Annotated in this window: 22 protein-coding genes and 1 riboswitch; of the genes, 11 read left to right on the top strand and 11 right to left on the bottom strand. The window is 62.9% G+C overall.

The window, feature by feature from the left end; all coding sequences use genetic code 11:
* Positions 1 to 66 precede the first annotated feature (66 nt).
* The 5 genes from ACNQP3_RS26855 to ahcY form a co-directional block, all read right to left on the bottom strand.
* Entirely contained in the window at positions 67 to 1,959 is a 1,893-nt protein-coding gene (locus ACNQP3_RS26855; protein ID WP_264316621.1) for a DEAD/DEAH box helicase, read from the bottom strand.
* Positions 1,960 to 2,176: 217 nt separating this feature from the next.
* Entirely contained in the window at positions 2,177 to 2,965 is a 789-nt protein-coding gene (locus tag ACNQP3_RS26850) for a substrate-binding periplasmic protein (protein ID WP_012274538.1), read from the bottom strand.
* Positions 2,966 to 3,016: 51 nt separating this feature from the next.
* The gene (locus ACNQP3_RS26845) at positions 3,017 to 4,093 is read right to left on the bottom strand and encodes a hypothetical protein (protein ID WP_060515460.1); all 1,077 of its coding nucleotides are present in this window, start codon (positions 4,091 to 4,093) and stop codon (positions 3,017 to 3,019) included.
* Between the two features lie 93 nt (positions 4,094 to 4,186).
* Positions 4,187 to 5,032, bottom strand: coding sequence for a methylenetetrahydrofolate reductase [NAD(P)H] (gene metF, locus ACNQP3_RS26840; protein WP_012274536.1), 846 nt, complete (start codon positions 5,030 to 5,032; stop codon positions 4,187 to 4,189).
* Positions 5,033 to 5,154: 122 nt separating this feature from the next.
* Complete coding sequence (ahcY, locus tag ACNQP3_RS26835; RefSeq protein ID WP_012274535.1) at positions 5,155 to 6,564, bottom strand: adenosylhomocysteinase; 1,410 nt, start codon at positions 6,562 to 6,564, stop codon at positions 5,155 to 5,157.
* A 20-nt stretch (positions 6,565 to 6,584) separates the two neighbouring features.
* Positions 6,585 to 6,681, bottom strand: a riboswitch (S-adenosyl-L-homocysteine riboswitch).
* A 179-nt stretch (positions 6,682 to 6,860) separates the two neighbouring features.
* On the opposite strand from ahcY, the gene ACNQP3_RS26830 reads away from it, so the two are divergent.
* The gene (locus ACNQP3_RS26830; protein ID WP_012274534.1) at positions 6,861 to 7,262 is read left to right on the top strand and encodes an acyl-CoA thioesterase; all 402 of its coding nucleotides are present in this window, start codon (positions 6,861 to 6,863) and stop codon (positions 7,260 to 7,262) included.
* A 32-nt stretch (positions 7,263 to 7,294) separates the two neighbouring features.
* Here the strand turns inward: ACNQP3_RS26830 and ACNQP3_RS26825 are convergent, their stop codons facing one another.
* A complete protein-coding gene (locus ACNQP3_RS26825; protein WP_012274533.1) occupies positions 7,295 to 8,530 on the bottom strand; it encodes a cation:proton antiporter in 1,236 nt (411 codons plus the stop codon).
* A 180-nt stretch (positions 8,531 to 8,710) separates the two neighbouring features.
* Between ACNQP3_RS26825 and ACNQP3_RS26820 the strand changes: the two genes are divergently transcribed.
* Both ACNQP3_RS26820 and ACNQP3_RS26815 read left to right on the top strand, forming a co-directional pair.
* The gene (locus ACNQP3_RS26820; RefSeq protein WP_012274532.1) at positions 8,711 to 9,544 is read left to right on the top strand and encodes an EamA family transporter; all 834 of its coding nucleotides are present in this window, start codon (positions 8,711 to 8,713) and stop codon (positions 9,542 to 9,544) included.
* A gap of 27 nt (positions 9,545 to 9,571) precedes the next feature.
* A complete protein-coding gene (locus ACNQP3_RS26815; protein ID WP_012274531.1) occupies positions 9,572 to 9,958 on the top strand; it encodes an MAPEG family protein in 387 nt (128 codons plus the stop codon).
* A 50-nt stretch (positions 9,959 to 10,008) separates the two neighbouring features.
* Here the strand turns inward: ACNQP3_RS26815 and ACNQP3_RS26810 are convergent, their stop codons facing one another.
* Positions 10,009 to 11,160, bottom strand: a complete 1,152-nt coding sequence (locus tag ACNQP3_RS26810; protein WP_264316620.1) for a murein transglycosylase A — start codon at positions 11,158 to 11,160, stop codon at positions 10,009 to 10,011.
* Positions 11,161 to 11,279: 119 nt separating this feature from the next.
* Between ACNQP3_RS26810 and ACNQP3_RS26805 the strand changes: the two genes are divergently transcribed.
* Positions 11,280 to 11,738 (top strand): c-type cytochrome, encoded by a 459-nt coding sequence (locus tag ACNQP3_RS26805; protein WP_060494506.1) that lies wholly within the window; start codon positions 11,280 to 11,282, stop codon positions 11,736 to 11,738.
* A gap of 70 nt (positions 11,739 to 11,808) precedes the next feature.
* Here the strand turns inward: ACNQP3_RS26805 and ACNQP3_RS26800 are convergent, their stop codons facing one another.
* The 4 genes from ACNQP3_RS26800 to ACNQP3_RS26785 all read right to left on the bottom strand — a co-directional run bounded on the left by ACNQP3_RS26800 (position 11,809) and on the right by ACNQP3_RS26785 (position 16,380).
* Complete coding sequence (locus ACNQP3_RS26800; RefSeq protein ID WP_012274528.1) at positions 11,809 to 12,201, bottom strand: DUF1090 domain-containing protein; 393 nt, start codon at positions 12,199 to 12,201, stop codon at positions 11,809 to 11,811.
* 131 nt (positions 12,202 to 12,332) lie between these two features.
* A complete protein-coding gene (ligB, locus tag ACNQP3_RS26795) occupies positions 12,333 to 14,033 on the bottom strand; it encodes an NAD-dependent DNA ligase LigB (RefSeq protein WP_264316619.1) in 1,701 nt (566 codons plus the stop codon).
* Positions 14,034 to 14,178: 145 nt separating this feature from the next.
* Entirely contained in the window at positions 14,179 to 15,369 is a 1,191-nt protein-coding gene (metK, locus tag ACNQP3_RS26790) for a methionine adenosyltransferase (RefSeq protein WP_003249375.1), read from the bottom strand.
* 18 nt (positions 15,370 to 15,387) lie between these two features.
* The gene (locus ACNQP3_RS26785) at positions 15,388 to 16,380 is read right to left on the bottom strand and encodes an ArsR/SmtB family transcription factor (protein ID WP_264316618.1); all 993 of its coding nucleotides are present in this window, start codon (positions 16,378 to 16,380) and stop codon (positions 15,388 to 15,390) included.
* Positions 16,381 to 16,608: 228 nt separating this feature from the next.
* On the opposite strand from ACNQP3_RS26785, the gene tkt reads away from it, so the two are divergent.
* From tkt to ACNQP3_RS26750, 7 genes are all read left to right on the top strand, one after another.
* Positions 16,609 to 18,606 (top strand): transketolase, encoded by a 1,998-nt coding sequence (gene tkt, locus ACNQP3_RS26780; protein ID WP_060515463.1) that lies wholly within the window; start codon positions 16,609 to 16,611, stop codon positions 18,604 to 18,606.
* 190 nt (positions 18,607 to 18,796) lie between these two features.
* The gene (epd, locus tag ACNQP3_RS26775; protein WP_012274524.1) at positions 18,797 to 19,858 is read left to right on the top strand and encodes an erythrose-4-phosphate dehydrogenase; all 1,062 of its coding nucleotides are present in this window, start codon (positions 18,797 to 18,799) and stop codon (positions 19,856 to 19,858) included.
* A 12-nt stretch (positions 19,859 to 19,870) separates the two neighbouring features.
* The gene (locus ACNQP3_RS26770; RefSeq protein WP_012274523.1) at positions 19,871 to 21,034 is read left to right on the top strand and encodes a phosphoglycerate kinase; all 1,164 of its coding nucleotides are present in this window, start codon (positions 19,871 to 19,873) and stop codon (positions 21,032 to 21,034) included.
* The gene (locus ACNQP3_RS26765) at positions 21,034 to 21,285 is read left to right on the top strand and encodes a hypothetical protein (RefSeq protein WP_016489511.1); all 252 of its coding nucleotides are present in this window, start codon (positions 21,034 to 21,036) and stop codon (positions 21,283 to 21,285) included. Before ACNQP3_RS26770 ends, ACNQP3_RS26765 begins: the two co-directional genes overlap by 1 nt.
* A gap of 63 nt (positions 21,286 to 21,348) precedes the next feature.
* Complete coding sequence (locus ACNQP3_RS26760) at positions 21,349 to 21,678, top strand: MliC family protein (RefSeq protein WP_012274521.1); 330 nt, start codon at positions 21,349 to 21,351, stop codon at positions 21,676 to 21,678.
* A 100-nt stretch (positions 21,679 to 21,778) separates the two neighbouring features.
* Positions 21,779 to 22,843: a class II fructose-bisphosphate aldolase gene (gene fba, locus ACNQP3_RS26755; protein WP_012274520.1), complete on the top strand. Its 1,065-nt coding sequence runs from the start codon at positions 21,779 to 21,781 to the stop codon at positions 22,841 to 22,843.
* Positions 22,844 to 23,057: 214 nt separating this feature from the next.
* Positions 23,058 to 25,184 (top strand): putative bifunctional diguanylate cyclase/phosphodiesterase, encoded by a 2,127-nt coding sequence (locus ACNQP3_RS26750; RefSeq protein WP_060515464.1) that lies wholly within the window; start codon positions 23,058 to 23,060, stop codon positions 25,182 to 25,184.
* Positions 25,185 to 25,188: the final 4 nt, after the last annotated feature.

Raw genomic sequence — 25,188 nt, 5'->3', positions numbered from 1 at the left:
AAACGCCGCCCATTGGGCGGCGTTTTCGTTTCCCGTGGAGTGCCCTGAAATCGGGCTACTCCGGGTTCAGCCTTTTCGGGTCAACAAGGCCGGGCGCTCACCGCGTGGTCGGGTCGGCACGTCATCCAACTGCTCAGGCGTCGGGTAACGGTCGAGCTTGGATTCCTTGCGGATGATCACCGGTTGTTTTTCTGGCTGGCGTGGGTTACGCACGGCAGGCTCCTGCCGGGCTGCGTCATCACGGGCTGGGCGACCACGGCCACCGCCGTCACGACGGGCACCGCCACCGTTGTTGGCGCGGGCAGGGCGCTTTTCGCCGCCACCACCGCTGCCGCCACTACGCTGCTGGCCGCCACTGCGAGCTTGGCCCTGGCCCCCAGCGTTGCTGCGTTGACCGCTATTCTGGCCCTGGCCTGCACCGCCACCCGGGCGGCGATTGCGGCCTTGGTTCTTGCCTTGGTACGGGCTGACGTAGTCGGCACGGTTACCGAAGTTGTCGACATCGTCGTCCAGGAATTCTTCCGGGTCGCGGTCGGCCGGTACTTTCGGCACGCTGTTGCTGCTGGCCTGCTGCTGTTGGCGTGGCTTCTTGTCACGCGGCTTGCGCGGCTGCTGTTGCTTGTCGCCGCTGTTTTCCTTGTCGGCCGGCTTTTCTGCAGCTTGCTGCTTGGCCTTGCCTTTGTCCTTGCCCTTGTCCTTGCGGCCGCCGTTGGCGTCTTTACCGCCTTCGCCGCGGCCCTGCTGGTTGCGGCCACCGCGGCCGCTGTTCTGCGGGCGCTCGCGCACTTCAGGCTTTTCGGCTTCTACCTGGCTGGCGTCGAAGCCCATCAGGTCGCCATCCTGGATGCGTTGCTTGGTCACCCGCTCGATGCTCTTGAGCAGCTTCTCTTCATCTGGCGCGACCATGGAAATGGCTTCGCCCGAGCGACCGGCACGGCCGGTACGGCCGATGCGGTGAACGTAATCTTCCTCGACGTTCGGTAGCTCGAAGTTGACCACGTGCGGCAGCTGGTCGATGTCCAGGCCACGGGCGGCGATGTCGGTGGCGACCAGCACGCGCACACTGTTGGCCTTGAAATCGGCCAGGGCTTTGGTGCGGGCGTTCTGGCTTTTGTTGCCGTGGATTGCGGCGGCTGTCAGGCCGTGCTTTTCCAGGTACTCGGCCAAGCGGTTGGCGCCGTGCTTGGTCCGGGTGAACACCAGTACCTGTTCCCAGGCGCCCTGGGTGATCAGGTGTGCCAGCAGTGCACGCTTGTGGCTGGCGGGCAGGCGATAGACGCGCTGCTCGATACGCTCGACAGTGGTGTTCGGCGGCGTGACCTCGATGCGCTCCGGGTTGTGCAGAAGCTTGTCGGCGAGGTCGGTGATGTCCTTGGAGAAGGTGGCCGAGAACAGCAGGTTCTGGCGCTTGGCCGGCAGGCGGGCGAGGACCTTCTTGACGTCGTGAATGAAGCCCATGTCGAGCATGCGGTCGGCTTCGTCGAGCACCAGGATTTCCACGTGGGCCAGGTCGACCTTGCCTTGGCCGGCCAGGTCGAGCAGGCGGCCTGGGCAGGCGACCAGCACGTCAACGCCTTTGGCAATGGCCTGGATCTGCGGGTTCATGCCAACGCCGCCGAAGATGCAGGCGCTGACCAGTGGCAGGTCACGGGCATAGACCTTGAAGCTGTCATGCACCTGGGCTGCCAGTTCGCGGGTCGGGGTCAGGACCAGCACGCGGGGCTGGCGCGGGCCGTGACGCTGCGACTTGTCGGGGTGGCCGGCCGGGAACAGGCGCTCGAGGATCGGCAGGGCGAAGCCGCCGGTTTTACCCGTACCTGTCTGTGCGGCAACCATCAGGTCGCGGCCTTGCAACACGGCGGGAATGGCCCGCTGTTGCACGGGGGTCGGCTGGGTGTAGCCCGCAGCCTCGATAGCGCGGACAAGAGCCTCGGAGAGACCGAGGGAAGCAAAGGACATGGGCGATCCTGTTCTCGTGTGGGCTGGGCCCGTTGGGATGTTCTGCCTGGCGCGACGGGCATCGGTGGGATGCGATCGCGTCCGGTCCAGCTGGGCTTTCACTGCACATCCGGGAAACGGGGGCTGGACGCGAGGGGCGTCTGTGCCGATCGGGATGCCTGTTGCGAGGCCGAGCGTCCGGGCGTGAGCCGGGCGGGAAGGCCCGAGTATAACAGAGCTATCGCGCTGTGCTGCTTTCCTGCTGCTCAACGGCGTTGAGAATGTTTCCAATGTCGCCTGTGTAGCGGTTGCTGATCGCTGCATAGGCCGGTTCTTGCTTGAACCGCTGCAGTTCTTCGGCAAAGGCCAGGGCCAGTGCTTCCCGCCCGGGCTTGCGCACCAACCCCAGATACTGGGTCTGGCGGCTGATCACCAACGGTAATTCCTCGACTTGCTGTTGCAGGCCCAGCTGATGGAGCAGGTAATGCCCAACCCTACGGTCGGTGATCGCCAGGTCGATGCGGCCCAGCATCAATTTGCCGAAATTGGCCTCGAGAGTAGGCGCGGGTTCGCGTGCGAAATAGGGGGCGTCGTTGAACGCTGCACCATAGGCGTAGCCGGGCGATGTGCCGACGGTGAGGCCGGCGAGGTCCTCCAGGTGGGCTACGCCATGGCGACGTGCACGCGCCTGGAACAGGACGAATTCGACGTCCGACATAGGCTCGGGGGCGTACACCAGGTAGGGCTGACGCGATTCGGTCTGGAAGATGTCGAGGATGCCATCGGCCAAGCCTTGTTCGACCATGGCCAGGCAGCGTTTCCACGGCAGGAACTGCCACTCCACTTCTACGCCGAGGCGCTTGAAGACCTGGCTGGTGACTTCGTAGTCGATACCGCGCGGTTGGCCGTTGTGCTGATACACATAGGGTGCCCAGTCGTCGGTCACCAGGCGCAGGCGCTCGCCCAGAGCCAACGGGCTCAGGCAGGCGAGCAGCAGGATCCAGAACAGGCGGGCGATGTGTGGCATGGCCGGAGATTACGCGGTCGGCCGGCCCAAGACCAGTGCCCCTCGAATGTCTCAGCCTTGCGATGTTTGCAGCAGATGTGCCTCGACATCCTTGCGCCGCTCACCCAGCGACAACCGCAACCCTGGGTGGCGCAGGCATTGTCGCAGTCGCTCGGGTTCCATGTGGCCATGGCGGGCATTGAGGTTTTCCAGGGCCTTGTCCCACCAGGCCGGCGCGCAGGCACGGTCGAATTCGTTGGGGTAGGGGTAGCAGCCATACAGTAATTCGCGGGCGAATTGGCGCTCTTGGCTGGGCAACGTCAGGCTCAGTGCCTTGTAACCCAGGCGGTGCAGGGTGGGTGGCCGCGGCAACTGGTCGTTGACCAAACTAACGTCGGCCAACGCTGCCGGGCTCAGTGGGTCGTGGCCGTGCTTGCGCAGCCAGGCCTGAATCTTGGCGCGGAACTGCGCCTTGCGGCTCCAGTAGTGATGGATGACGTCGGTGCACTCGGCCAGTTCCAGCTTGCGATAAGCCGCCACTGCCAAGCAGAACTCCTCGAGGGTGTAGGCTTCGCGCGCCAAGGGGTAGAACTCGTCCATCATGGCGATGGAGCGGTCCAGGGTGTTGCTGTCTTCGGCAGTAAGGCCGATCAACCCGGAGTTGATCAGTGGCATCTGGCAATCGGCCAGGCCCCGTGAGCCGAGAATGGCCAGCAGGTTTTTGTACAGCAGGCACTTCTGGTCGGCGCCATAGCGCGGGCCGATGGCGTTGCACAGTAGGCGGCCGGGCGCCACGCGCGCGAACAGTTGCAGTGGCGAAGTGCGGAAGAACGTGTCGGTGTCGATCAACACTGCCAGCGGGTGTTGCTGCAGTACCTGGCGCAGCAGTACATGCTTGCTGCGAAAGTGATAACCGTGCGGGGCGTTCCATGCCTGGCGGGTGGCCTCGTCCAGCAGGTGCACGGTGACGGGCAGGCTGGCGTAGGGCTGCGGATTGTCGGTGTAAACCTGGATGCCTATGGCGTCGCTGGCTGCGCTGCCCAGTTGGGCGAGGGCGCTGATGATGCTGAAGCAGGCTTCCTGATGATAGGTGGCTGGGCCGAAAGCCAGGTAGACAAGCTGTGGGCGCGAAGGCTGGGGGTGCTGCATGGCAGGCAAGACCTGTTTAACCCGAAAATGAATAAGGCTTTAGTCTATGACCAAAGCCTTAATCATTTCTTAAGCAGACTTTGCCAAAAGATTTCAGCGTGGCAGCTTCAGGTTGTTCCAGATCGCCAGGCTCGGTTCGGCTTGGTTCAGGGTATAGAAGTGCAGGCCCGGTGCGCCGCCTTGCAGCAGCTGTTCGCACATGCGGGTAATCACTTCTTCGCCGAAGGCCTGGATGCTGGCGGTGTCGTCGGCATAGGCTTCCAGCTGCTTGCGGATCCAACGTGGGATCTCGGCGCCGCAGGCATCGGAGAAGCGGGCCAGCTTGCTGTAGTTGGTAATCGGCATGATGCCCGGTACTACCGGGATGTCCACGCCCAGCTTCTGCGCGCGCTCGACGAAGTAGAAGTAGCTGTCGGCGTTGAAGAAGTACTGGGTGATGGCGCTGTCGGCACCGGCCTTGACCTTGTGCACGAAGTTGGCCAAGTCGGTTTCGAAGTTGCGCGCCTGTGGGTGCATTTCTGGGTAGGCGGCCACTTCCAGGTGGAAGTGATCGGCGGTTTCCTGGCGGATGAACTCGACCAGGTCACTGGCGTAGCGCAATTCGCCACTGGCCATGCCCATACCCGACGGCAGGTCACCACGCAGGGCGACAATGCGCTTGATGCCGGCAGCCTTGTATTCGGCCAGCAGGGCGCGCAGGTCGTCCTTGGAGTCACCCACGCATGACAGGTGCGGCGCGGCAGGCACCTTCACTTCGTTTTCCAGCTGTAGCACGGTGTTCAGCGTGCGGTCGCGGGTCGAGCCACCGGCACCGTAGGTGCAGGAAAAGAAGTCCGGGTTGTAAGTGGCCAGCTGGCGGGCGACGCCCATCAGCTTTTCGTGACCGGCATCGGTCTTGGTCGGAAAGAACTCGAAACTGTAGCGGCGTTCTTGTGACATCACTCGTTCCTCAAGCAGCCAGCTGCTAGCGGCAAGCTGCAAGTAAAAGCCAGATCGGTGATGGCCGATCTGGCTTGGGCATCGTTCATGAACCTTGAAGCTCGATGCTTCAAGCTTGCCGCTTAGTAGCGGTAGGCGTGTGGCTTGAACGGGCCTTCGACGGTCACGCCGATGTAGTCGGCTTGCTGCTTGGTCAGTTTGGTGACCACGCCGCCGAAGCCGCGGACCATTTCCAGGGCCACTTCTTCGTCGAGCTTCTTCGGCAGCACTTCAACGGTCAGGCGCTCGGCTTTCTTCTCGGCCGACAGGTCGGCGTACTTCTGCTCGAACAGGAAGATCTGTGCCAGTACCTGGTTGGCGAACGAACCGTCCATGATGCGGCTTGGGTGGCCAGTGGCGTTGCCCAGGTTGACCAGGCGGCCTTCGGCCAGCAGGATCAGGTAGTCGTCGTTCTGCGGGTCGAAGCTGCCAGCGCCGGTGCGGTGGATCTTGTGCACCTGCGGCTTGACCTCTTCCCAAGCCCAGTTCTTGCGCATGAAGGCGGTGTCGATCTCGTTGTCGAAGTGGCCGATGTTGCAGACCACGGCACGCTTCTTCAGGGCCTTGAGCATGTTGGCGTCGCAGACGTTGACGTTACCGGTGGTGGTCACGATCAGGTCGATCTTGCCCAGCAGGGCCTTGTCGATGCTGGCTTCGGTGCCGTCGTTGATACCGTCGATGAACGGCGAGACCAGCTCGAAGCCGTCCATGCAGGCCTGCATGGCGCAGATTGGGTCAACTTCGGTGACCTTGACGATCATGCCTTCCTGACGCAGGGACTGGGCCGAACCCTTGCCCACGTCACCGTAGCCGATCACCAGGGCTTGCTTGCCCGACAGCAGGTGGTCGGTACCACGCTTGATGGCGTCGTTCAGGCTGTGACGGCAGCCGTATTTGTTGTCGTTTTTGCTTTTGGTGACCGAGTCGTTGACGTTGATCGCCGGGACTTTCAGCTCGCCCTTGGCCAGCATGTCCAGCAGGCGGTGCACGCCGGTGGTGGTTTCTTCGGTCACGCCGTGAACACGGTCCAGCACCTGTGGGTACTTCTTGTGCAGCAGTTCGGTCAGGTCGCCGCCGTCGTCGAGGATCATGTTGGCGTCCCATGGCTGGCCATCTTTCAGGATGGTTTGCTCCAGGCACCACTCGTACTCTTCTTCGGTTTCACCTTTCCAGGCGAATACCGGGATGCCGGCGGCTGCGATCGATGCGGCGGCCTGGTCTTGAGTCGAGAAGATGTTGCAGGACGACCAGCGCACTTCGGCACCCAGGGCAACCAGGGTTTCGATCAGTACGGCGGTCTGGATGGTCATGTGGATGCAGCCCAGGATCTTCGCACCCTTGAGCGGTTGCTCGGTCAGGTACTTGCGACGCAGGCCCATCAGGGCTGGCATTTCCGATTCGGCAATGATGGTTTCGCGACGGCCCCAGGCGGCCAGGGAGATGTCAGCGACTTTGTAATCGGTAAAACCAGCAGGCATGTTTGCAGCGCTCATGAGAGCCTCCATTCGTAGTGTGCGAATGGGCGCCGTTGTGCGTTAAGCGCCCGCGAGAGCGAGCAACGCCCCATCCGAGCCTGACAGGCCTAGCCTGCTGCAGCGCCCCTCGGACAGGTGGCGGGCATGGCCCCGCTGTGGGCAGCCATGTGAAGCGGCGCAGATTATAGCCGCGAGCGGCACCTTCACCCAAGGTTTTCTGTCGATTAATCGCGACGATAGTCGATGTTCAATGGAGCGATGGCGGCCGCTCTGCCATCATTGCTACACGTTAGCCAAGCAGGTCAGGAGTACAGATGAACTTTCACACCCGCAAATGGGTTAAACCCGAAGACCTCAACCCCAATGGCACCCTGTTCGGTGGCAGCCTGTTGCGCTGGATCGACGAAGAGGCGGCGATCTACGCCATCGTCCAGCTGGGCAACCAGCGCGTGGTGACCAAGTACATGTCGGAAATCAACTTCGTCAGTGCGTCGCGCCAGGGCGACATCATCGAGCTGGGCATTACCGCCACCGAGTTCGGCCGCACCTCGATCACCCTCAAGTGCGAAGTGCGCAACAAGATCACCCGCAAGAGCATCCTGACCGTCGACAAGATGGTGTTCGTAAACCTGGGTGAAGACGGCTTGCCGGCAGCCCATGGGCGCACCGAGATCAAGTACGTGCAGGACCAGTTCCCGGATTCGGCAGTAGAGTGATTTTCTGGGGCCGCAAAGCGGCCCCAAAAACCTCACGGCTGGGCGCTGACCTTGCGCACCACCCGCCCGATGCTCAAACCCTGCACCAGAATCGATGACAACACCACGATGTAGGTGATCGACAGCAGCAGGTCACGCTCCTCGCCCAACGGCAGCGACAGTGCCAGGGCCACCGACACCCCGCCGCGCAGGCCGCCCCAAGTCAGCACCCGTACCGTGCCCTTGGGCACAGGGCGCCAGCGGCGCAGCAGCACGATCGCCGGGGCCACGGTCAGCAACCGCGACAGCAGCACCGCCAGCGCCAGCACGCCGCCGGCCGCCAGGTGCATCCAGTTGAACGGCAGCAGCAACAGCTCCAGGCCGATCAAGGCGAACAGCAAGGCATTGAGCATGTCATCGATCAGCTCCCAGAAACCGTCCATGTAGCGGCGCGTCATGTCATTCATCGCCAGGTTTCGCCCCAGGTTACCGATGATCAGGCCGGCCACCACCATGGCGATCGGTGCCGACACGTGCAGCTCGTAGCACATCGCCGAGCCACCGATAACCAGTGCCAGGGTCAGCATGACCTCCACCTGGTACTGCTCGATGCTCTTGATCATGCGGTACGTGGCATAGCCGATCAGGCCGCCGAATACCACGCCGCCAATGGCCTCGCGGGCGAACAGGATCGCCGTGTCGGTCAGGCTTGGCGTTTCACCCAGCTGGATGATGCCCAGCAACACGGTGAACACCACGACCGCCGTGCCGTCGTTGAACAGCGATTCGCCAACGATGGTGGTTTTCAGCGGTTTGGACGCATTGGCGGTACGCAGCGCGCCCAGTACGGCAATCGGGTCGGTGGGCGAGATCAGCGCACCGAACAGCAGGCAGTAGATCAGCGGTACCTGCCAGCCGAACAAGGCGAATACCCAGTGCGACAGGTAGCCAATGACCACGGTAGCGATCAGCACGCCCAAGGTGGCCAGCAGGCCAATGGGCCAGCGGTAGCTGCGCAGGTCGCTGAGGTTGACGTGCAATGCACCGGCAAACAGCAGGAAGGCCAACATCCAGTGCATCAGCAGGTCGTTGAAATCGATTTGGTTCATCAAGCCTTCGACACGTTCTTCCAGGCCAGGGAAGCCGATCAGGCTAAGGCCCTGCAGCATCAGGGAGAACAGCAGTGCCGTGACCATCACGCCGATGGCGGGTGGCAGGCCGATGAAGCGGTAATTGACGTAGGTAAGGAGGGTGGTGAGGCAGATAAACGCGGCAACTAATTCAAGCATCCCGAATCCTGTAACAGTGGCTTCCAAGTCGTAACCCGAATGGCTCGGGCAGCTCTTTGATGACCTGGCGCGGGGTTCGGGACACAGGGTTTGACCGGAATCTCTGTAATCGTTCCCATGCAGTGGCCCTCTGGAATGCCATATATTCAACCCTTGAACACCGCACAAGGATAAGAAGGCGTGTTGGCAACATCCCTGGTGCTGGTCGCCGCCCTGCTGCATGCGACCTGGAATACCCTGATCAAATTCAGCGGCGAGCGCTTGCTGGTCATCGCCAGCATGGACACGGTGGCGCTTGCGTTCGCGTTGCTGGCCGTGCCTTTCGTCGATGTGCCACCTGCCGAAATCTGGCCCTGGCTGATCGCCTCCGCGTTGGCCGAGCAGCTGTACCGCTATTTGCTGATCCAGGCCTACCGCGTGGGTGACCTGGGGCTGGTCTATCCTCTGATGCGCGGGCTGTCGCCGCTGGTGGTGCTGGGGCTGACCCTGGCCTTTGCCGGGGAATCGCTGAGCCAGCAGCAGATCATCGGTATCCTGCTGATCCCCTGCGGCATGGCGTGCCTGTTGTGGCAGGGCGGCGGCGGTGACCGGCTGCCCTGGTCGATGCTGCCGGTAGTCGCCTTGATTGGCCTGTGCATCGGCTGCTACACCTGGTTCGACGGCCAAGCCGTGCGCCTATGGGGCAAACCGTGGGATTACCTGGTGTGGCTGACCCTGCTCAGCGCCTGGCAGTTCCCGTTGCTGGCCAGCGTGGCGCGGCGAGCACCGTTCGTCCTGTTTTGGCGAACGCAATGGCGTTTGGGTTTGGCGGTTGGGTTTTGCGTATTGTTCAGTTATGCCCTGGTGTTGTGGGCCATGCACCTGGGGTCGGTGGCCGAGGCGGCAGCGTTACGGGAACTGAGCGTGATTCTGGTGGTGCTGCTGGGTATGCGCTACCTCAAAGAACCTTTTGGCGGGCCGAGACTCCTAGCTTGCGGGCTGGTCCTGGCAGGCACGCTGGTGATGAAGCTCTAACCCATTTTCGAACAAGGAGTCTTGAGCATGACCGTTGCCCTGTGGTGCATCCTGATCGCGCTGCTGTTGAACCCGCTTTGTGCCTTGATCGCCAAGGTGAGCAGTGGCCGGTTCGGACTAAAGGACAATCACGATCCGCGTGCCTTCCTCGATACCTTGTCGGGCCTGCCACGGCGCGCCCATGCTGCGCAGCAGAACGGCTATGAGGCGTTTCCGGCATTTGCAGCGGCGGTGCTGGTGGCGGATATCGTCGGCAATGCCGAGCAGGTGACCCAGGATGTGTTGGGGGTGATGTATATCACCAGCCGCCTGCTATACATCATCTGCTACCTGGCCGACTGGGCGGCCTTGCGCTCGCTGGTGTGGTTTGCCGGATTGGCAATTATCGTATCGTTCTTCGTGGTTTCCATCTGAAGCCGCGTTGCCTGCTTCGCGGGCAACGCCCGCGAAGAAACCAACGCCGATCAAAGTACTTTAGGTACTCCTGGCAGTGGTTGGCCCTTGGGCCACAACATCCAGATCTGCCCTTGCTGCTTCATGTTCCCGGCCAACTCGCCGGCTTCCGGCCCGGTGCCCCAGAACAGGTCTGCACGCACTTCACCCGTAATCGCCCCGCCGGTGTCCTGTGCGCCTACCGGTCGTACCACGGGTGAACCGTCCGGGCGTGTGGTAGACAGCCATAACAGGCTCCCCAGCGGAATCACCTTGCGATCGATGGCCACGCTGTAGCCGGCGGTGAGCGGCACGTTCAGCGAACCGCGCGGGCCTTCATTGCTGTCCGGCCGGGTGCTGAAGAACACGTAGCTGGGGTTGCTGGCCAGCAGTTCCGGTACGCGCTGCGGGTTGGCCTGGGCCCAGGCATGAATGGCACCCATGCTTACTTCCTCTTTCTTCAGCTGGCCCTGTTCCACCAGCCAGCGGCCGATCGGCCGGTAAGGGTGGCCGTTCTGGTCGGCGTAGCCCAGGCGCAGTTGGCGGCCGTCTTCCAGTTGAACCCGGCCGGAGCCCTGGATCTGCAGGAACTGCAGGTCCATTGGATCAGTCAGCCAGGCCAGCACAGGCGCCTTGACGCCATTGCGGTTGATCACTTCGGCTGTGTCGTACGGTTTGAGCACCCGGCCATCGAGCCGACCGCGCAGGCGTTTACCCTTGAGCTCGGGGTACACGCTGGCCAGGTCCACCACGATCATGTCATCCGGGATGCCGTAGACCGCCACATGGTTGCTCGCCGATTGCCTCAGGCTGCCGGGGTAGACCGGCTCGTAGTAACCGGTAATCAGACCGTTGGCATTGTTCTCGGCGGAGCGCAGGCCGTAAACCTGCAAGTTCTGCTCAAGGAAGGTACGCACCTGGGCGGCGCTGGCTGTGGCGTTGCCGGCGGCTTCGCAGGTGGCGGCCCACACCGCGTCACGCTTGAGCTTTTCGCAGCCGCTGCGCCAGGCGTAGAAACCGGCCAGCAAGTCTTCATCGCTGACCGCGGGCAGGTCTTTCCAGGTGGCCGGGGCGTAGGTGGCGATGGCGTGGGGCTCGGGCTTGGCGTTTTCGCCGCCGTTGCAACCGGCCAGCAAAGCCAGCACTGGCAGTGTCCAGGCCAGATGGCGCAGGGCAGATTTCATGTGTGCATTCCTGTCATGGGCGAACATGAAGATTCGCCCCTGTTTTTTATGTGGCTATTGGTCTTTGGCCCTTGGGCAGCGATACTGGCTGCCCATTTGCGTAGGCCGAAGTGAGTGTGATGTTGAAGCGATTGACCGTTGTTGTTCTGGCCGCACTGGCCCTGGGCGGTGCCCTGAGTGGGTGCGATAGGGTCGACCCCAACTCGCCGCTGGGCAAGCGCAAGGTAATTTTCAAGGACATGCTCAAGACCAGCGAAGACTTGGGCGGCATGTTGCGTGGCCGGTTGCCGTTCGACGGGGTGAAATTTGCCGACGGTGCGTTGAAGCTGGACGGCCTTGCGCACCAGCCCTGGCAGCACTTTCCACAGGTACGCGATGGGGGTGACAGCGCCGCCCGTGCCGAAGTATGGGAGCGTCAGGCGCGCTTTCATGACCTGGCCCGTCAGCTGGAGGGTGTTACCGGCGAACTGGTCGAGGTAACCCGCAGCCAGCCGCTGGATGCTGCGCAGTTGAAAGTGCCGATGGACAAGGTCGAAGCGGCTTGCAAGGCGTGCCATACCGAGTTTCGTAATCATTGATGGCCTGCGCTGCCCTCTGTGGAACTGTCTTGAATTCCTGTAGGGCGGCCGCGCTTATCCGTCGGATGCCTCAGCGGTCGAGGTCGTCGACCGCTTCCTGCAGCTCTTTACGCGATTCGGCCAGCTTGTCCTTGCGCTTGTTGATCTTCTCCGCGTCGCCTTTCTTCTCGGCTTTCTTCAGGTCCTTTTCCCGCTGCGCCACTTCGTGACGTGCATCGAGCACCTTCTGCTCACGCTCTTTGCGCAGGCTGGCATCCGTGCAGTTGTCTACGCCGCGCAGCGCTTCTTCCAGCCCCGCGACTTGGTCGCTGTTACCGTGGTCACGGGCAATTTTCAGCTGGTTCTCGATGGCGCTGCGTTTGGCGGCGCAACCGGTCAGGCCAGGGTCCGGCTGGGCCGCTTGCACGGCGCCTGCAGCCAAACCCAGCGATGCGAGCAGGAAAAGAGTCGAAATGCGTTTCATGAAAAGCCTCCTGAACGGGGCGGGGCAGCAAAAGTTGCTGGAAATCCTGCCTTGGTTTTGCCCATTTAGAAACCCTTGGTGAGGTTTTCCGGTTGAATCCCGGGTTTTCCTGCAGGCTTTTTGGTAAAAAATCATTGCTCGATGCGCTCAGGGGGGGGCGAAAACCCTTCAATGCCGGATTCCGCCAACCGTGTGGCAATGGCTTGCACCTCCGCGGCCGCGAAGAAACCCACAAGCTGACGCGAGCGTTTTACGCCGATGTCGGGCACTGTTTGCCATTGACCCGCGCTGCGCGAAGCCATTTCTTGCCAGCCGCCTGTCAGTTGCAAATGCTTGCCAATGGGCGCGCCAAGGCCGCGCAGCCACTGATCGAAGGGGCGTGAGCGGGCTTGGTCGAAACTGCCCAGCAGTTGGGCCGCTGTAAGGCTGCTGATGCCGGGCACCTGCTGCAGGCGTTCGGCATCGAGCTGCAGCCAATCGGTCATCGAAGTTACCAGGCCCGCATCGACCAGCCGACGCCATGTGCCGGGCCCGGTACGTGGGAGGGCCAAGCCCTGTTTGCCGCTGAGCCAGGTGAGCCGGGCGATGAATTGTTCCTCGCAGCCTTCGCTGGGCTGCCAGCAACTGAGGGCATGATGCCGACCGGGTGCAGGCGCGCCCAGTGGTTGGCGTTCGACCGCGCGGTGCACGACGTGCTCAAGGCGAGGGATGGTCAGCCCGGCGAGGCTGATAGCGACCTGGTCACCGGGGCGAATATCCAGGGCTTGCCAACGCGCCAGCGAGCCGAGGCTGACCTGGGTGATGCGCCGGTCATCGAGGGTTACCGGCTGCACATGCGCAATGGGCGTGATCCTGCCAGTGCGGCCAACCCGAAAGCGCACGTCGCGTACTTCGGCCAACGCTTGTACATAGGGGTATTTCCAGGCGGCGATCCAGTACGGCGCCTTGGCCTGCCAGCGCTCGGCAGGCGGCCGGCTGCCCAGGCGCAGGATCACGCCGTCGCTGGCAAAGGGCAGGGGTGAACGGTACCAGTGCTCACGCCAGCGCGCTGCATCCTCCAGCGTGTCGACGGCGATACTGTAATGATGGCTATCCGGGAAGCCCAGTTGTGCCAGCTGCGCGAGGCGATCGGCCTGTCGCTCGGGGCCATGCGGCCAGCCCCACACGAACAGGCCGATCGTGTTCCCTTGCTCGCGAGTCAGTTGTTTGCGTGCGAGCAGCCCGGCCACGGTACCGCGAGCGTTGGCACTGCCTGCCTTGGCCTGTACGTGTTCGTTCAGGCGCAGGTACAGCTCACCCTGCAAGTGCAGGTCAATCGCCTGAGGCAACTGTCGGGTGACTGCATCGAGCTGGGGAATGTGCCTGCTCCAGTCATGCCCCTGCAGCCCGTCCCCCCGGCTGATCAGCTGTACCAATTGGCCTTGTCGATAAATGAGGGAAGCTGCGACACCGTCGACCTTGGGCTGTACCCATACCCCGGTTTTCCCGGCCATCCAGCGTGCCACGGCCTGGCGGTCCGCCAGCTTGTCGACACCGGTATGCGGCACGGGGTGAGGGAGTGGACCGCGAGCGCTGGTCAAGGGTGACGGGCTGGGCGCGAGGCCAAAGCACTGCTGCAGGTGCACCAGGCGCTGGCGGCTCTGGTCGTAAAGCTCATCAGCCACCAGCGCGATACCCTGGCGATGGTAGTGCTCGTCCCAGCCGGTAAGGGTGGCCTGTAGTTGCGCGGCTTCAGCCTCGGCCTTTTGCGGGGTCCAGTCGGGGCATGAGGCGGCCCAGGCCAGTGGGGTATTTAGCGCAAACAGCATGGCGAACAACAGCAGGTACGGCATGGCCAGCATCCTTGCATGGCAGGTAGGAACCCCCAGACTAGGCAGGTTCTCTGGCGCTTGCTGAAGCACCATTGTCAGCCGATATGTCACAAAAAAGCCCCTGCCGATTGCTCGGCAGGGGCTTTCGCCTGGTGCTGTAGGAAACTTACAGGCCGGCAGCGTCACGCAGCGACTGGGCGCGGTCGGTGCGCTCCCAGGTGAAGGTGGTGAAGGTGTCGTCGCCGACAGTCTTCTGCTGCGGGGTACGGCCGAAGTGACCGTAGGCAGCGGTTTCCTGATACATCGGGTGCAGCAGGTCGAGCATGGTGGTGATGGCGTATGGACGCAGGTCGAAGCACTCGCGCACCAGCTGGATGATCTTGTCGTCGGAGACCTTGCCGGTGCCGAAGGTGTTGATCGAGATGGAGGTCGGCTGGGCCACGCCAATGGCGTACGACACCTGGATCTCGCAGCGCTCGGCCAGGCCAGCGGCAACGATGTTCTTGGCCACGTAGCGGCCGGCGTAGGCGGCGGAGCGGTCGACCTTGGACGGGTCCTTGCCGGAGAACGCGCCACCCCCGTGGCGGGCCATGCCGCCGTAGGAGTCGACGATGATCTTGCGGCCGGTCAGGCCGCAGTCACCCACCGGGCCACCGATGATGAAGTTGCCGGTCGGGTTGATGTGGTACTGGGTGCCTTTGTGCAGCAGTTCGGCCGGCAGGGTGTGCTTGACGATCAGCTCCATCACGGCTTCTTGCAGGTCTTTCTGCGACACTTCCGGGTTGTGCTGGGTCGACAGCACCACGGCGTCGATGCCGACTACCTTGCCATTTTCGTAGCGGCAGGTGACCTGCGACTTGGCATCCGGACGCAGCCATGGCAGCAGGCCGGACTTGCGCGCTTCGGCCTGGCGCTCGACCAGACGGTGCGAGAAGCAGATCGGCGCCGGCATCAGCACTTCGGTTTCGTTGCTGGCGTAGCCGAACATCAGGCCCTGGTCACCGGCGCCCTGGTCTTCTGGCTTGGAGCGGTCCACGCCCTGGGCGATGTCTACCGACTGCTTGCCGATGATGTTCATCACGGCGCAGGTGGCACCGTCGAAACCGACGTCGGAGCTGTTGTAGCCGATGTCGATGATGACTTTGCGCACCAGGTCTTCCAGGTCGACCCAGGCCGAAGTGGTGACTTCGCCGGCGATGATGGCGACACCGGTCTTGACCAGCGTTTCGCAGGCTACGCGGGCGTACTTGTCCTGGGCGATGATGGCATCGAGGACAGCGTCCGAAATCTGGTCGGCGATCTTGTCCGGATGCCCTTCGGACACGGACTCGGAGGTGAAAAGGGAGTATTCGCTCATCTCGAAGGTTCCTGAAATTTACCGATGGTGTATGTCGTCAGCCGTCCGCTGGAAATGGCGGACCTGGATCTGGAAACCGTTACGCAAGCCCACGTACAGGCTGTCCCCATGGGCCAGCCCGGCAGCGTTGGCCCAGCGCGCCAGGTCGTCCTGCTCAAAGCCAAGCCACAGGTCGCCGCAGGCTTCGCGCGCCCACCCCTGGTCATGGCTGCACAGTTCGGTTACCAGCAGGCTGCCGCCTGCCTTCACCCGTTTGGCCAGCTGGCGCAAGGCCAGGGCCGGGTCGCTGAAATGGTGCAGCACCATGTTCAGCACAACGCAGTCGGCGGCCACATCCGTTGCACCCAGTGCATCGGCCAACTGCAGGTTCACGTTTTCGAGCCCTTCGCGCTGGCACACCTGGCGCGCCAGTTCGAGCATGGTCGGGCTGTTGTCCAGGGCGGTGACCTGGGCGAAGCGCCGTGCCAGGTCAGGCAGGAAGCCACCGTCACCGGGGCCGACCTCAAGCGCGCTGGCAGCCGGGTCGAAATGCAGCTTGTCGAGCAGCGCCAGCAGGCTTTCGCGGTACTGCGGCAGGCCGGCGATCAGGTCTTGCTGGGCGCGGAACTTCTCTTCCACGCGCAGGAAGAAGTCCTGGCTGGTGGCCGCGCGGCGTTGCTGCACTTGGGCGATGCGTGCCTGCACATCGGGCGGCAGGGCCAGGTCGTCGACTTCTTCGAGCAGCGCCACATGCAGCCGACCGCCCAGGCGCAGGCCGTCAGGCAGGGCGCGGCGGTAGAAGATGGCGTTGCCTTCGCGCCGGGTTGCCACCAGCTCGGCCTGGGCCAGCACCTTCAGATGGTGACTCATGCCCGACTGGCCGATGTCGAAAATCTGCGCCAGTTCCAGCACGCCGAACGAATCGTTGGCCAGTGCGCGCAATACGTTCAGGCGCAACGCATCGCCACTGGCTTTGCACAGGGCGGCCAATGCTTCGCGTTGCTCGGGTGTCGATTGCGTGCGCAGGTTCATGGGGCGGCAGTCTAGACAGGCATCGATGCCCTAGCAAGGCCAATATCAAAAAGTTTTGATATTGAGTGATGAGCGGGGCGGCTAACCCGGTTTTGCCCCGAATTGAATGCCAATCACAGGAAAATCCCCCGACTGCGACCATACGTCATTGCCCCAAGCCCCCCCAGTGGGCGAAAATGGCCGCCTTTTTCGTGACACCACCTATTCAAGCCCCCCAGGAGATCAGCGATGCCCAGCCGTCGTGAACGTGCCAACGCCATTCGTGCCCTCAGCATGGATGCCGTGCAAAAGGCCAACAGCGGCCACCCAGGTGCCCCTATGGGCATGGCGGATATCGCCGAAGTACTTTGGCGCGACTATCTGAAGCACAACCCGAGCAACCCGAACTTCGCCGACCGTGACCGCTTCGTGCTGTCCAACGGCCATGGCTCGATGCTGATCTACTCGCTGCTGCACCTGACCGGCTACGACGTCACCATCGATGACCTCAAGTCGTTCCGCCAGCTGCACAGCCGTACTCCGGGCCACCCGGAATTCGGCTACACCCCGGGTGTCGAAACCACCACCGGCCCGCTGGGCCAAGGCCTGGCCAACGCCGTGGGCTTTGCCCTGGCCGAGAAAGTACTGGGCGCCCAGTTCAACCGTGAAGGCCACAACATCGTCGACCACAACACCTATGTGTTCCTGGGCGACGGTTGCATGATGGAAGGCATCTCCCACGAAGTCGCCTCGCTGGCCGGCACCCTGGGCCTGAACAAGCTGGTTGCCTTCTATGACGACAACGGCATCTCCATCGACGGTGAAGTGGAAGGCTGGTTCACCGACGACACGCCGAAGCGTTTCGAGTCCTACAACTGGCTGGTGATCCGCAACGTCAATGGCCATGACGCCGACGAGATCCGTACGGCCATCGAGACCGCCCGCAAGAGCGATCGTCCGACCCTGATCTGCTGCAAGACCATCATCGGTTTCGGCTCGCCGAACAAGCAGGGCAAGGAAGACTGCCACGGCGCTCCGCTGGGCAACGACGAAATCGCCCTGGCCCGCAAGGAACTGAACTGGAACCACGGTCCGTTCGAAGTCCCTGCCGACATCTACGCCGAGTGGGATGCCAAGCAAGCCGGTGCCAAGGCCGAAGCCGAATGGAACACGCGTTTCGACGCCTACGCCGCCGCCTTCCCAGAACTGGCCAGCGAGCTCAAGCGCCGCCTGAGCGGTGAGCTGCCGGCCGACTTCGCGGAAAAAGCCGCTGCCTATATTGCTGAAGTCGCGGCCAAGGGCGAGACCATTGCCAGCCGCAAGGCCAGCCAGAACACCCTGAACGCCTTCGGCCCGCTGCTGCCGGAATTGCTGGGCGGCTCGGCCGACCTGGCCGGTTCCAACCTGACCCTGTGGAAAGGTTGCAAGGGCGTCAGCCATGAAGATGCCAATGGCAACTACATGTACTACGGCGTGCGCGAGTTCGGCATGACCGCCATCATGAACGGCGTTGCCCTGCACGGTGGCCTGGTGCCTTACGGCGCGACCTTCCTGATGTTCATGGAATACGCCCGCAACGCCGTGCGCATGTCTGCACTGATGAAGCAGCGTGTGATCCACGTCTACACCCATGACTCCATTGGTCTGGGCGAAGACGGCCCGACTCACCAGCCGATCGAGCAGCTGGCCAGCCTGCGCAGCACGCCGAACCTGGACACCTGGCGCCCGGCCGACGCGGTGGAATCCGCCGTGTCCTGGAAACACGCCCTGGAGCGCAAGGACGGCCCTTCGGCGCTGATCTTCTCGCGCCAGAACCTGCAGCACCAGGTACGCAGCGATGCACAGATCGCCGACATCGCCCGTGGCGGTTACGTGCTCAAGGACTGCGCTGGCGAGCCTGAGCTGATCCTGATCGCTACCGGTTCCGAAGTGGGCCTGGCCGTTCAGGCCTTCGACAAGCTGACCGAGCAAGGCCGCAAGGTGCGGGTCGTGTCGATGCCGAGCACCAGCGTGTTCGACGCCCAGGACGCAGCCTACAAGCAGTCCGTGCTGCCGCTTGAAGTGGGTGCGCGCATCGCCATCGAAGCCGCCCACGCCGACTTCTGGTACAAGTACGTCGGCCTGGAAGGTCGTATCATTGGCATGACCACCTACGGTGAGTCGGCGCCAGCTTCGGCACTGTTCGAAGAGTTTGGTTTCACCCTGGAGAACATCCTGGGTACTGCCGAAGAGCTGCTGGAAGACTGATGTAACAATGGAGGGCAGTGACGCCCTCCAGGTCGTGCAAGGGGAGGGCTTCGCCCTCCATCGCGACGCAAGGCCGCTCCTACAGGTACCGCGCAACCCCGATGTTGCCGCGGTACCTGTAGGAGCGGCCTTGTGTCGCGATGGGCCGCAACGCGGCCCCAAAAGCCATCATGCGTTAGCGAGCCAACGAATGCCCCACCTGCGTCCCTACAAAGTTGCACTCAACGGTTATGGCCGCATCGGCCGCTGTGTCCTGCGCGCGCTGTTCGAGCGGGGGGCAAAGGCCGGTTTCGAGATCGTCGCGCTGAACGACCTGGCCGACCAGGCCAGCTTGGAATACCTGACCCGCTTCGACTCCACCCACGGGCGTTTCCCCGGCGAGGTGAAGGTCGACGGCGACTGTCTGCATATCAATGGCGACTGCGTGAAGGTGATGCGCAGTGCCACCCCCGAAGGCATCGACTGGGCCGCGCTGGGCATCGACCTGGTGCTGGAGTGCTCCGGTGCCTACAACACCCGTGCCGATGGCCAGCGCTTCCTCGATGCCGGTGCGCCCCGGGTGCTGTTCTCGCAGCCGATGGCCAGCGAGGCCGACGTTGACGCCACGGTGGTCTATGGCATCAACCAGGCCTGCCTGACCGGCAGCGAGCGCCTGGTGTCCAACGCCTCGTGCACCACCAACTGCGGCGTGCCACTGCTGCGGGTGCTGGACCAGGCGTTCGGCATCGAATATGTGCAGATCACCACCATCCACTCGGCCATGAACGACCAGCCGGTGATCGACGCCTACCACCACGAAGACCTGCGCCGCACGCGCTCGGCCTTCCAGTCGGTGATCCCGGTGTCCACTGGTCTGGCGCGTGGCATCGAACGCCTGCTCCCGGAACTTGCCGGGCGAATCCAGGCCAAAGCGGTACGGGTACCGACCGTCAACGTCTCGTGCCTGGACATCACCCTGCAGACCGCCCGCGACACCAGCGCGGCCGAGGTCAACCGGGTGCTGCGCGAGGCCGCGCTGGAAGGCCCGCTGAAAGGCCTGCTGGCCTACACCGAGCTGCCGCACGCCAGCTGTGATTTCAACCATGACCCGCATTCGGCGATCGTCGATGCCAGCCAGACTCGTGTTTCCGGCCCTCGCCTGGTGAACCTGCTGGCCTGGTTCGACAACGAATGGGGTTTTGCCAACCGTATGCTCGACGTTGCAGAACACTTTCTGCACGTCGTCCACCCAACCCGCAACAAACAGCCCTGAAGGACTGCATTCATGACCGTGTTGAAGATGACCGACCTCGACCTGCAAGGTAAGCGCGTACTGATCCGCGAAGACCTCAACGTGCCTGTGAAGGACGGTGTGGTAGCCAGCGACGCGCGTATCCTGGCAGCGCTGCCGACCATCAAGCTGGCCCTGGAGAAGGGCGCGGCGGTAATGGTCTGCTCGCACCTGGGCCGCCCGACTGAAGGCGAATTCTCTGCCGAGAACAGCCTCAAGCCGGTTGCCGACTACCTGAGCAAGGCCCTGGGCCGTGATGTGCCGCTGGTTGCCGACTACCTGGACGGTGTCTCGGTACAGGCCGGTGAGCTGGTGCTGTTCGAGAACGTGCGCTTCAACAAGGGCGAGAAAAAGAACGCCGACGAGCTGGCGCAGAAATACGCCGCCCTGTGCGATGTGTTCGTCATGGACGCTTTCGGCACCGCGCACCGCGCCGAAGGTTCGACCCATGGCGTAGCCAAGTTCGCCAAAGTCGCTGCTGCCGGCCCGCTGCTGGCGGCCGAGCTGGATGCCCTGGGCAAGGCCCTGAAGGCCCCGGCCAAACCGATGGCGGCCATCGTTGCCGGCTCCAAGGTTTCCACCAAGCTGGACGTGCTGAACAGCCTGAGCAGCGTCTGCGACCAGCTGATCGTCGGCGGCGGTATTGCCAACACCTTCCTGGCCGCTGCTGGGCACCCGGTGGGCAAGTCGCTGTACGAGCCGGACCTGGTCGATACTGCAAAAGCCATCGCTGCCAAGGTCAGCGTACCGCTGCCAGTCGACGTGGTGGTCGCCAAGGAATTCGCTGAAACCGCCGAAGCCACCGTCAAGGCCATCGCCGACGTTGCCGCCGACGACATGATCCTGGACATCGGCCCGCAAACCGCAGCCAACTTCGCCGAACTGCTGAAGTCGTCGAAGACCATCCTGTGGAACGGCCCGGTCGGCGTGTTCGAGTTCGACCAGTTCGGCAACGGCACCAAGGTGCTGGCCAAAGCCATTGCCGACAGCGCCGCGTTTTCCATCGCCGGTGGCGGTGACACCCTGGCAGCCATCGACAAATATGGCGTCAGCAAGGAAATCTCCTACATTTCTACCGGGGGTGGTGCCTTCCTCGAATTCGTCGAAGGCAAGGTTCTGCCAGCGGTGGCAATCCTGGAAGAGCGGGCCAAGGCCTGATGACGTCGGCGCTTGGCAAAGGGAGTGGCCTGATGGTCAAGCAGTTGCCTGTGATGATGCTGGCTGGCCTGCTGAGCGCCTGCTCGGGTAGCCCGGCCTCCGATGGCGACCCGGCGCACCCGCCCAAGGGCGGGTGCTACCAGTCCGAGTGGCAGGCCGAAACCGTGCCGGTCATCAGCAAGCGCGTGGGCCCGGAAGGCCTGGAAAAGTACGACGAAGACCACCAGCGCAAGGCACCAGGCTGCCCTTGAACCCGGCGTTTCGTCGGCTCAGGCAACCAAGCGGCCGCTGTGTGGTCAGCTAGAGGATATGCAATGAAAGCGCTTTTGGCCGTGACGGCCCTGGCGACACTGGCAGGATGCTCACTGCTGCAGCCGGCGCAACCCGCCCCGGCAGACAACTGGACCCGTTGGGTCTGCGACACCCAGGCCGAAGTGCTGTGGCGCTTCGCCGATGCACAACGCGACCAGGTCGACGTGCGCCTTGGCGGCGGTGACCAGGTCTACCGGCTCAAGTCCGAGCCGGGTGCTTCGGGTGCGCTGTACAGCGATGGCATGCTGGCCTTCCACACCAAGGGCGAAGAAGGCCTGGTGTACTGGGTGGCAACCAACGATCTGATTGGGCGGGGCTGCAAGGCACCGTGACTGGCCGGGCCGCGAGGGTGGCCCACACTACTTGAACAGCAACCGCCCCTGCGGCAGGCTTGCACGAAACAAACGACGCTTGTCGGGAGAGAGATACACAATGGCACTCATTAGCATGCGCCAGATGCTGGACCACGCCGCCGAGTTCGGTTACGGCGTACCAGCTTTCAACGTCAACAACCTCGAGCAGATGCGCGCCATCATGGAAGCGGCCGACAAGACCGATTCCCCCGTGATCGTCCAGGCTTCGGCCGGTGCCCGCAAATACGCCGGCGCCCCGTTCCTGCGCCACCTGATCCTGGCTGCCATCGAAGAGTTCCCGCATATCCCGGTGTGCATGCACCAGGACCACGGCACCAGCCCTGACGTCTGCCAACGTTCGATCCAGCTGGGCTTCAGCTCGGTGATGATGGACGGCTCGCTGGGTGAAGACGGCAAGACCCCGACCGACTACGAGTACAACGTCCGCGTTACCCAGCAGACCGTTGCCATGGCGCACGCCTGCGGCGTTTCGGTAGAAGGCGAGCTGGGCTGCCTGGGTTCGCTGGAAACCGGCATGGCCGGTGAAGAAGACGGTATCGGCGCCGAAGGCGTGCTGGACCACAGCCAGATGCTGACCGACCCGGAAGAGGCCGCCGACTTCGTCAAGAAGACCCAGGTCGACGCCCTGGCGATTGCCATCGGTACCAGTCACGGTGCCTACAAGTTCACCAAGCCACCTACCGGTGACGTGCTGGCCATCGACCGCATCAAGGAAATTCACAAGCGCATCCCCAACACCCACCTGGTGATGCACGGTTCGTCCTCGGTACCGCAAGAGTGGCTGGCGATCATCAACCAGTACGGCGGCGACATCAAGGAAACCTACGGTGTACCGGTCGAAGAGATCGTCGAAGGCATCAAGTACGGTGTGCGCAAGGTCAACATCGATACCGACCTGCGTCTGGCCTCTACCGGTGCCATGCGCCGCCTGATGGCGACCAACCCGAGCGAGTTTGACCCGCGCAAGTTCTTCGGTGAAACCGTCAAGGCCATGCGTGACGTGTGCATCGCCCGTTACGAAGCCTTCGGCACCGCTGGCAATGCCTCGAAGATCAAGCCGATCTCCCTGGAAGGCATGTATCAGCGTTACCTGAAAGGTGAGCTGGCCGCCAAGGTCAACTGATCGACAGGCAGCCCATAAAAAAACCCGCAGCGATGCGGGTTTTTTTATGGGCAAAGAAAGCCTGCGCATAATTTCGGCAGACCGACCGTTAGTCGGCTACCGTACAGTTGAGCCACTGATAGCGTTCTGATTGCATTGCGCGTTACAGCCTCGGGTCTAGAGTATTGATGGATCCAACCGTATTTTGAAGTCGGTCACATAACAGAGAAGCAGCATGGATGGCGCTCACCCTCAACCACAGCCACTGGATGGCAGCTCGGTTCTTCTGGTAGTAGACGACTACCCCGAGAACCTGATCAGCATGCGGGCCTTGCTGGCCCGGCAGGATTGGCAAGTGTTGACGGCAAGCTCGGGGATGGAAGCCTTGAGTGCGTTGCTTGAACACGAAGTCGACCTGGTGCTGCTGGATGTACAGATGCCGGAAATGGACGGTTTTGAGGTTGCCCGGCTGATGCGCGGCAGCCAACGCACCCGGCTGACCCCGATCATTTTCCTCACCGCCAACGAACAGTCCGAAGCGGCCGTGCTCAAAGGCTACGCCAGCGGCGCCGTGGACTACATGTTCAAACCGTTCGACCCGCAGATTCTCAAACCCAAGGTTCAGGCGCTGCTCGACCAGCAGCGCAACCGTCGCATGCTGCAGCGGCTGAGCCGTGAGCTGGAAGCGGCCAGGGCCTTCAACGCGTCGATCCTGGAAAATGCCGCCGAAGGCATCCTGGTGGTAGATGCCGAAGGCACCATCAGTTTTGCCAACCCGGCCATCTCGCGCTTGCTGTCGTCCCCGGTGCAGCAGCTGCAGGGCGCCCACCTGCTCGACCTGATGCAACTGGCCAGTGCCAGCCTGTGGCGCGAATCGGACTTCTACCAGGCCTATCTGGGGCGCCAGATTTTCCGTGTACACGATGCCCAACTACGCACACAGGGGGGCGAACTGGTGCCGGTGGCGCTGTCCTGCGCACCGTTGCCCGTCGACCAGCAGGCCATGGTGGTGACCGTGCTGGACATGTCGGTGGTGCGCAACCTGCACCAGCAACTGGAGTACCAGGCCATTACCGACCCGCTCACCGGTCTGCTCAACCGTCGCGGTTTCTATCAGGCCGCCGAAGGTGCGCTATTGCGCAACGAGCGCTCGGACAAGGCGCAGGCGTTGATGTACATGGACCTGGACGGCTTCAAGCGTATCAACGACTCGCTTGGCCATGATGCGGGCGACCGGGTGTTGCGCTGGGTGGCCGAGCAGCTCAAGGACTGCCTGGGCAGTGAGGCTTTGCTGGCGCGCATGGGCGGGGATGAGTTCACCGCACTGTTCGACAGCTTGCCTTACCCGGAGCAGGCCGGGCGTTATGCCGAACGGCTGCTCGAGCGTGTTTCCATCAGCCATGAGGTAGACGGGCTCGACGTATGCCTTGGGGTGAGCATCGGCATCGCCACCTACCCGGACTGCGGCGCCAATGTAGAAGGCCTGCTACGCGCAGCCGATGCCGCGATGTACGCGGCCAAGCGGGCCGGCCGCCAGCAATATCGCTTCTACGATCAGGAACTCAATGGAAGGGCGCGCTCGCGGTTGATGCTTGAGGACGGTGTGCGCACGGCCATCGAGCAGCAAGACTTCACCTTGGTGTACCAGCCGCAGGTCTCCTTCAACGATGGCCGTCTGCGAGGGTTCGAAGCCTTGCTGCGCTGGCAGCACCCCAGTGTTGGCGATGTGCCGCCGGGGCTGTTCATCCCGTTGCTGGAGGAGGCGCGGTTGATCAACCGCCTGGCCAGCTGGATCTACCGCCAGGGCGCGGCCCAGCGGCAGGCCTGGTACGAACGCTTTCCGGCAGACCTTGTGCTTGGCATCAGCCTGAGCCGCGCGCAGTTCGTGATGCCAGGCCTGGTCGAAGAGCTGCAGCGGGTCATCCAGCTTTACCAGCTTGTCCCGGCGCAGCTGGAGGTGGAGGTGGCGGAAACCTCGCTGATGTACAACATCGATGCGGCCGTCAAACAGATACACCGCTTGCGCGAGCTTGGCGTGCGGGTGGCCCTGGATGACTTTGGTGCGGGCGACTGTTCGCTGCGCATGCTGCGTGACTTGCCGATCGACACCTTGAAACTCGACCGTCACCTGGTAGCGCGCTTGCCCGACTCGGCAGTGGATGCCGCCCTGGTGCGCAGCGTTATCGGGCTGTGTGCCGACTACAGCATCACGGTGATCGCCGAGGGTGTGGAAACCCCGGCACAGGCGGCCTGGCTCAAAGCCAATGGTTGTGAATACGTTCAGGGTTTCCTGGTGGCTTATCCGATGACTGCCGCGGACGCCAGCGGCTTCCCGGCGATTTTCTCCTGGCCAGGGCCATGATTGG

This window comes from Pseudomonas sp. LFS074 (genome assembly GCF_047978165.1).
Taxonomy (GTDB): Bacteria; Pseudomonadota; Gammaproteobacteria; order Pseudomonadales; family Pseudomonadaceae; genus Aquipseudomonas; species Aquipseudomonas putida_P.
The sequence above is the reverse complement of the archived record's forward strand: the minus strand, read 5'-3'. Positions and strand labels throughout refer to the sequence as shown.

What these genes read in the sequence shown, in the direction of transcription:
- ACNQP3_RS26855 (WP_264316621.1), bottom strand. Translation starts at nt 1,959, where the DNA reads ATGTCCTTTGCTTCCCTCGGTCTCTCCGAGGCTCTTGTCCGCGCTATC.
- ACNQP3_RS26850 (WP_012274538.1), bottom strand. Translation starts at nt 2,965, where the DNA reads ATGCCACACATCGCCCGCCTGTTCTGGATCCTGCTGCTCGCCTGCCTG.
- ACNQP3_RS26845 (WP_060515460.1), bottom strand. Translation starts at nt 4,093, where the DNA reads ATGCAGCACCCCCAGCCTTCGCGCCCACAGCTTGTCTACCTGGCTTTC.
- metF (WP_012274536.1), bottom strand. Translation starts at nt 5,032, where the DNA reads ATGTCACAAGAACGCCGCTACAGTTTCGAGTTCTTTCCGACCAAGACC.
- ahcY (WP_012274535.1), bottom strand. Translation starts at nt 6,564, where the DNA reads ATGAGCGCTGCAAACATGCCTGCTGGTTTTACCGATTACAAAGTCGCT.
- ACNQP3_RS26830 (WP_012274534.1), top strand. Translation starts at nt 6,861, where the DNA reads ATGAACTTTCACACCCGCAAATGGGTTAAACCCGAAGACCTCAACCCC.
- ACNQP3_RS26825 (WP_012274533.1), bottom strand. Translation starts at nt 8,530, where the DNA reads ATGCTTGAATTAGTTGCCGCGTTTATCTGCCTCACCACCCTCCTTACC.
- ACNQP3_RS26815 (WP_012274531.1), top strand. Translation starts at nt 9,572, where the DNA reads ATGACCGTTGCCCTGTGGTGCATCCTGATCGCGCTGCTGTTGAACCCG.
- ACNQP3_RS26810 (WP_264316620.1), bottom strand. Translation starts at nt 11,160, where the DNA reads ATGAAATCTGCCCTGCGCCATCTGGCCTGGACACTGCCAGTGCTGGCT.
- ACNQP3_RS26805 (WP_060494506.1), top strand. Translation starts at nt 11,280, where the DNA reads ATGTTGAAGCGATTGACCGTTGTTGTTCTGGCCGCACTGGCCCTGGGC.
- ACNQP3_RS26800 (WP_012274528.1), bottom strand. Translation starts at nt 12,201, where the DNA reads ATGAAACGCATTTCGACTCTTTTCCTGCTCGCATCGCTGGGTTTGGCT.
- ligB (WP_264316619.1), bottom strand. Translation starts at nt 14,033, where the DNA reads ATGCCGTACCTGCTGTTGTTCGCCATGCTGTTTGCGCTAAATACCCCA.
- metK (WP_003249375.1), bottom strand. Translation starts at nt 15,369, where the DNA reads ATGAGCGAATACTCCCTTTTCACCTCCGAGTCCGTGTCCGAAGGGCAT.
- ACNQP3_RS26785 (WP_264316618.1), bottom strand. Translation starts at nt 16,380, where the DNA reads ATGAACCTGCGCACGCAATCGACACCCGAGCAACGCGAAGCATTGGCC.
- tkt (WP_060515463.1), top strand. Translation starts at nt 16,609, where the DNA reads ATGCCCAGCCGTCGTGAACGTGCCAACGCCATTCGTGCCCTCAGCATG.
- epd (WP_012274524.1), top strand. Translation starts at nt 18,797, where the DNA reads ATGCCCCACCTGCGTCCCTACAAAGTTGCACTCAACGGTTATGGCCGC.
- ACNQP3_RS26770 (WP_012274523.1), top strand. Translation starts at nt 19,871, where the DNA reads ATGACCGTGTTGAAGATGACCGACCTCGACCTGCAAGGTAAGCGCGTA.
- ACNQP3_RS26765 (WP_016489511.1), top strand. Translation starts at nt 21,034, where the DNA reads ATGACGTCGGCGCTTGGCAAAGGGAGTGGCCTGATGGTCAAGCAGTTG.
- ACNQP3_RS26760 (WP_012274521.1), top strand. Translation starts at nt 21,349, where the DNA reads ATGAAAGCGCTTTTGGCCGTGACGGCCCTGGCGACACTGGCAGGATGC.
- fba (WP_012274520.1), top strand. Translation starts at nt 21,779, where the DNA reads ATGGCACTCATTAGCATGCGCCAGATGCTGGACCACGCCGCCGAGTTC.
- ACNQP3_RS26750 (WP_060515464.1), top strand. Translation starts at nt 23,058, where the DNA reads ATGGATGGCGCTCACCCTCAACCACAGCCACTGGATGGCAGCTCGGTT.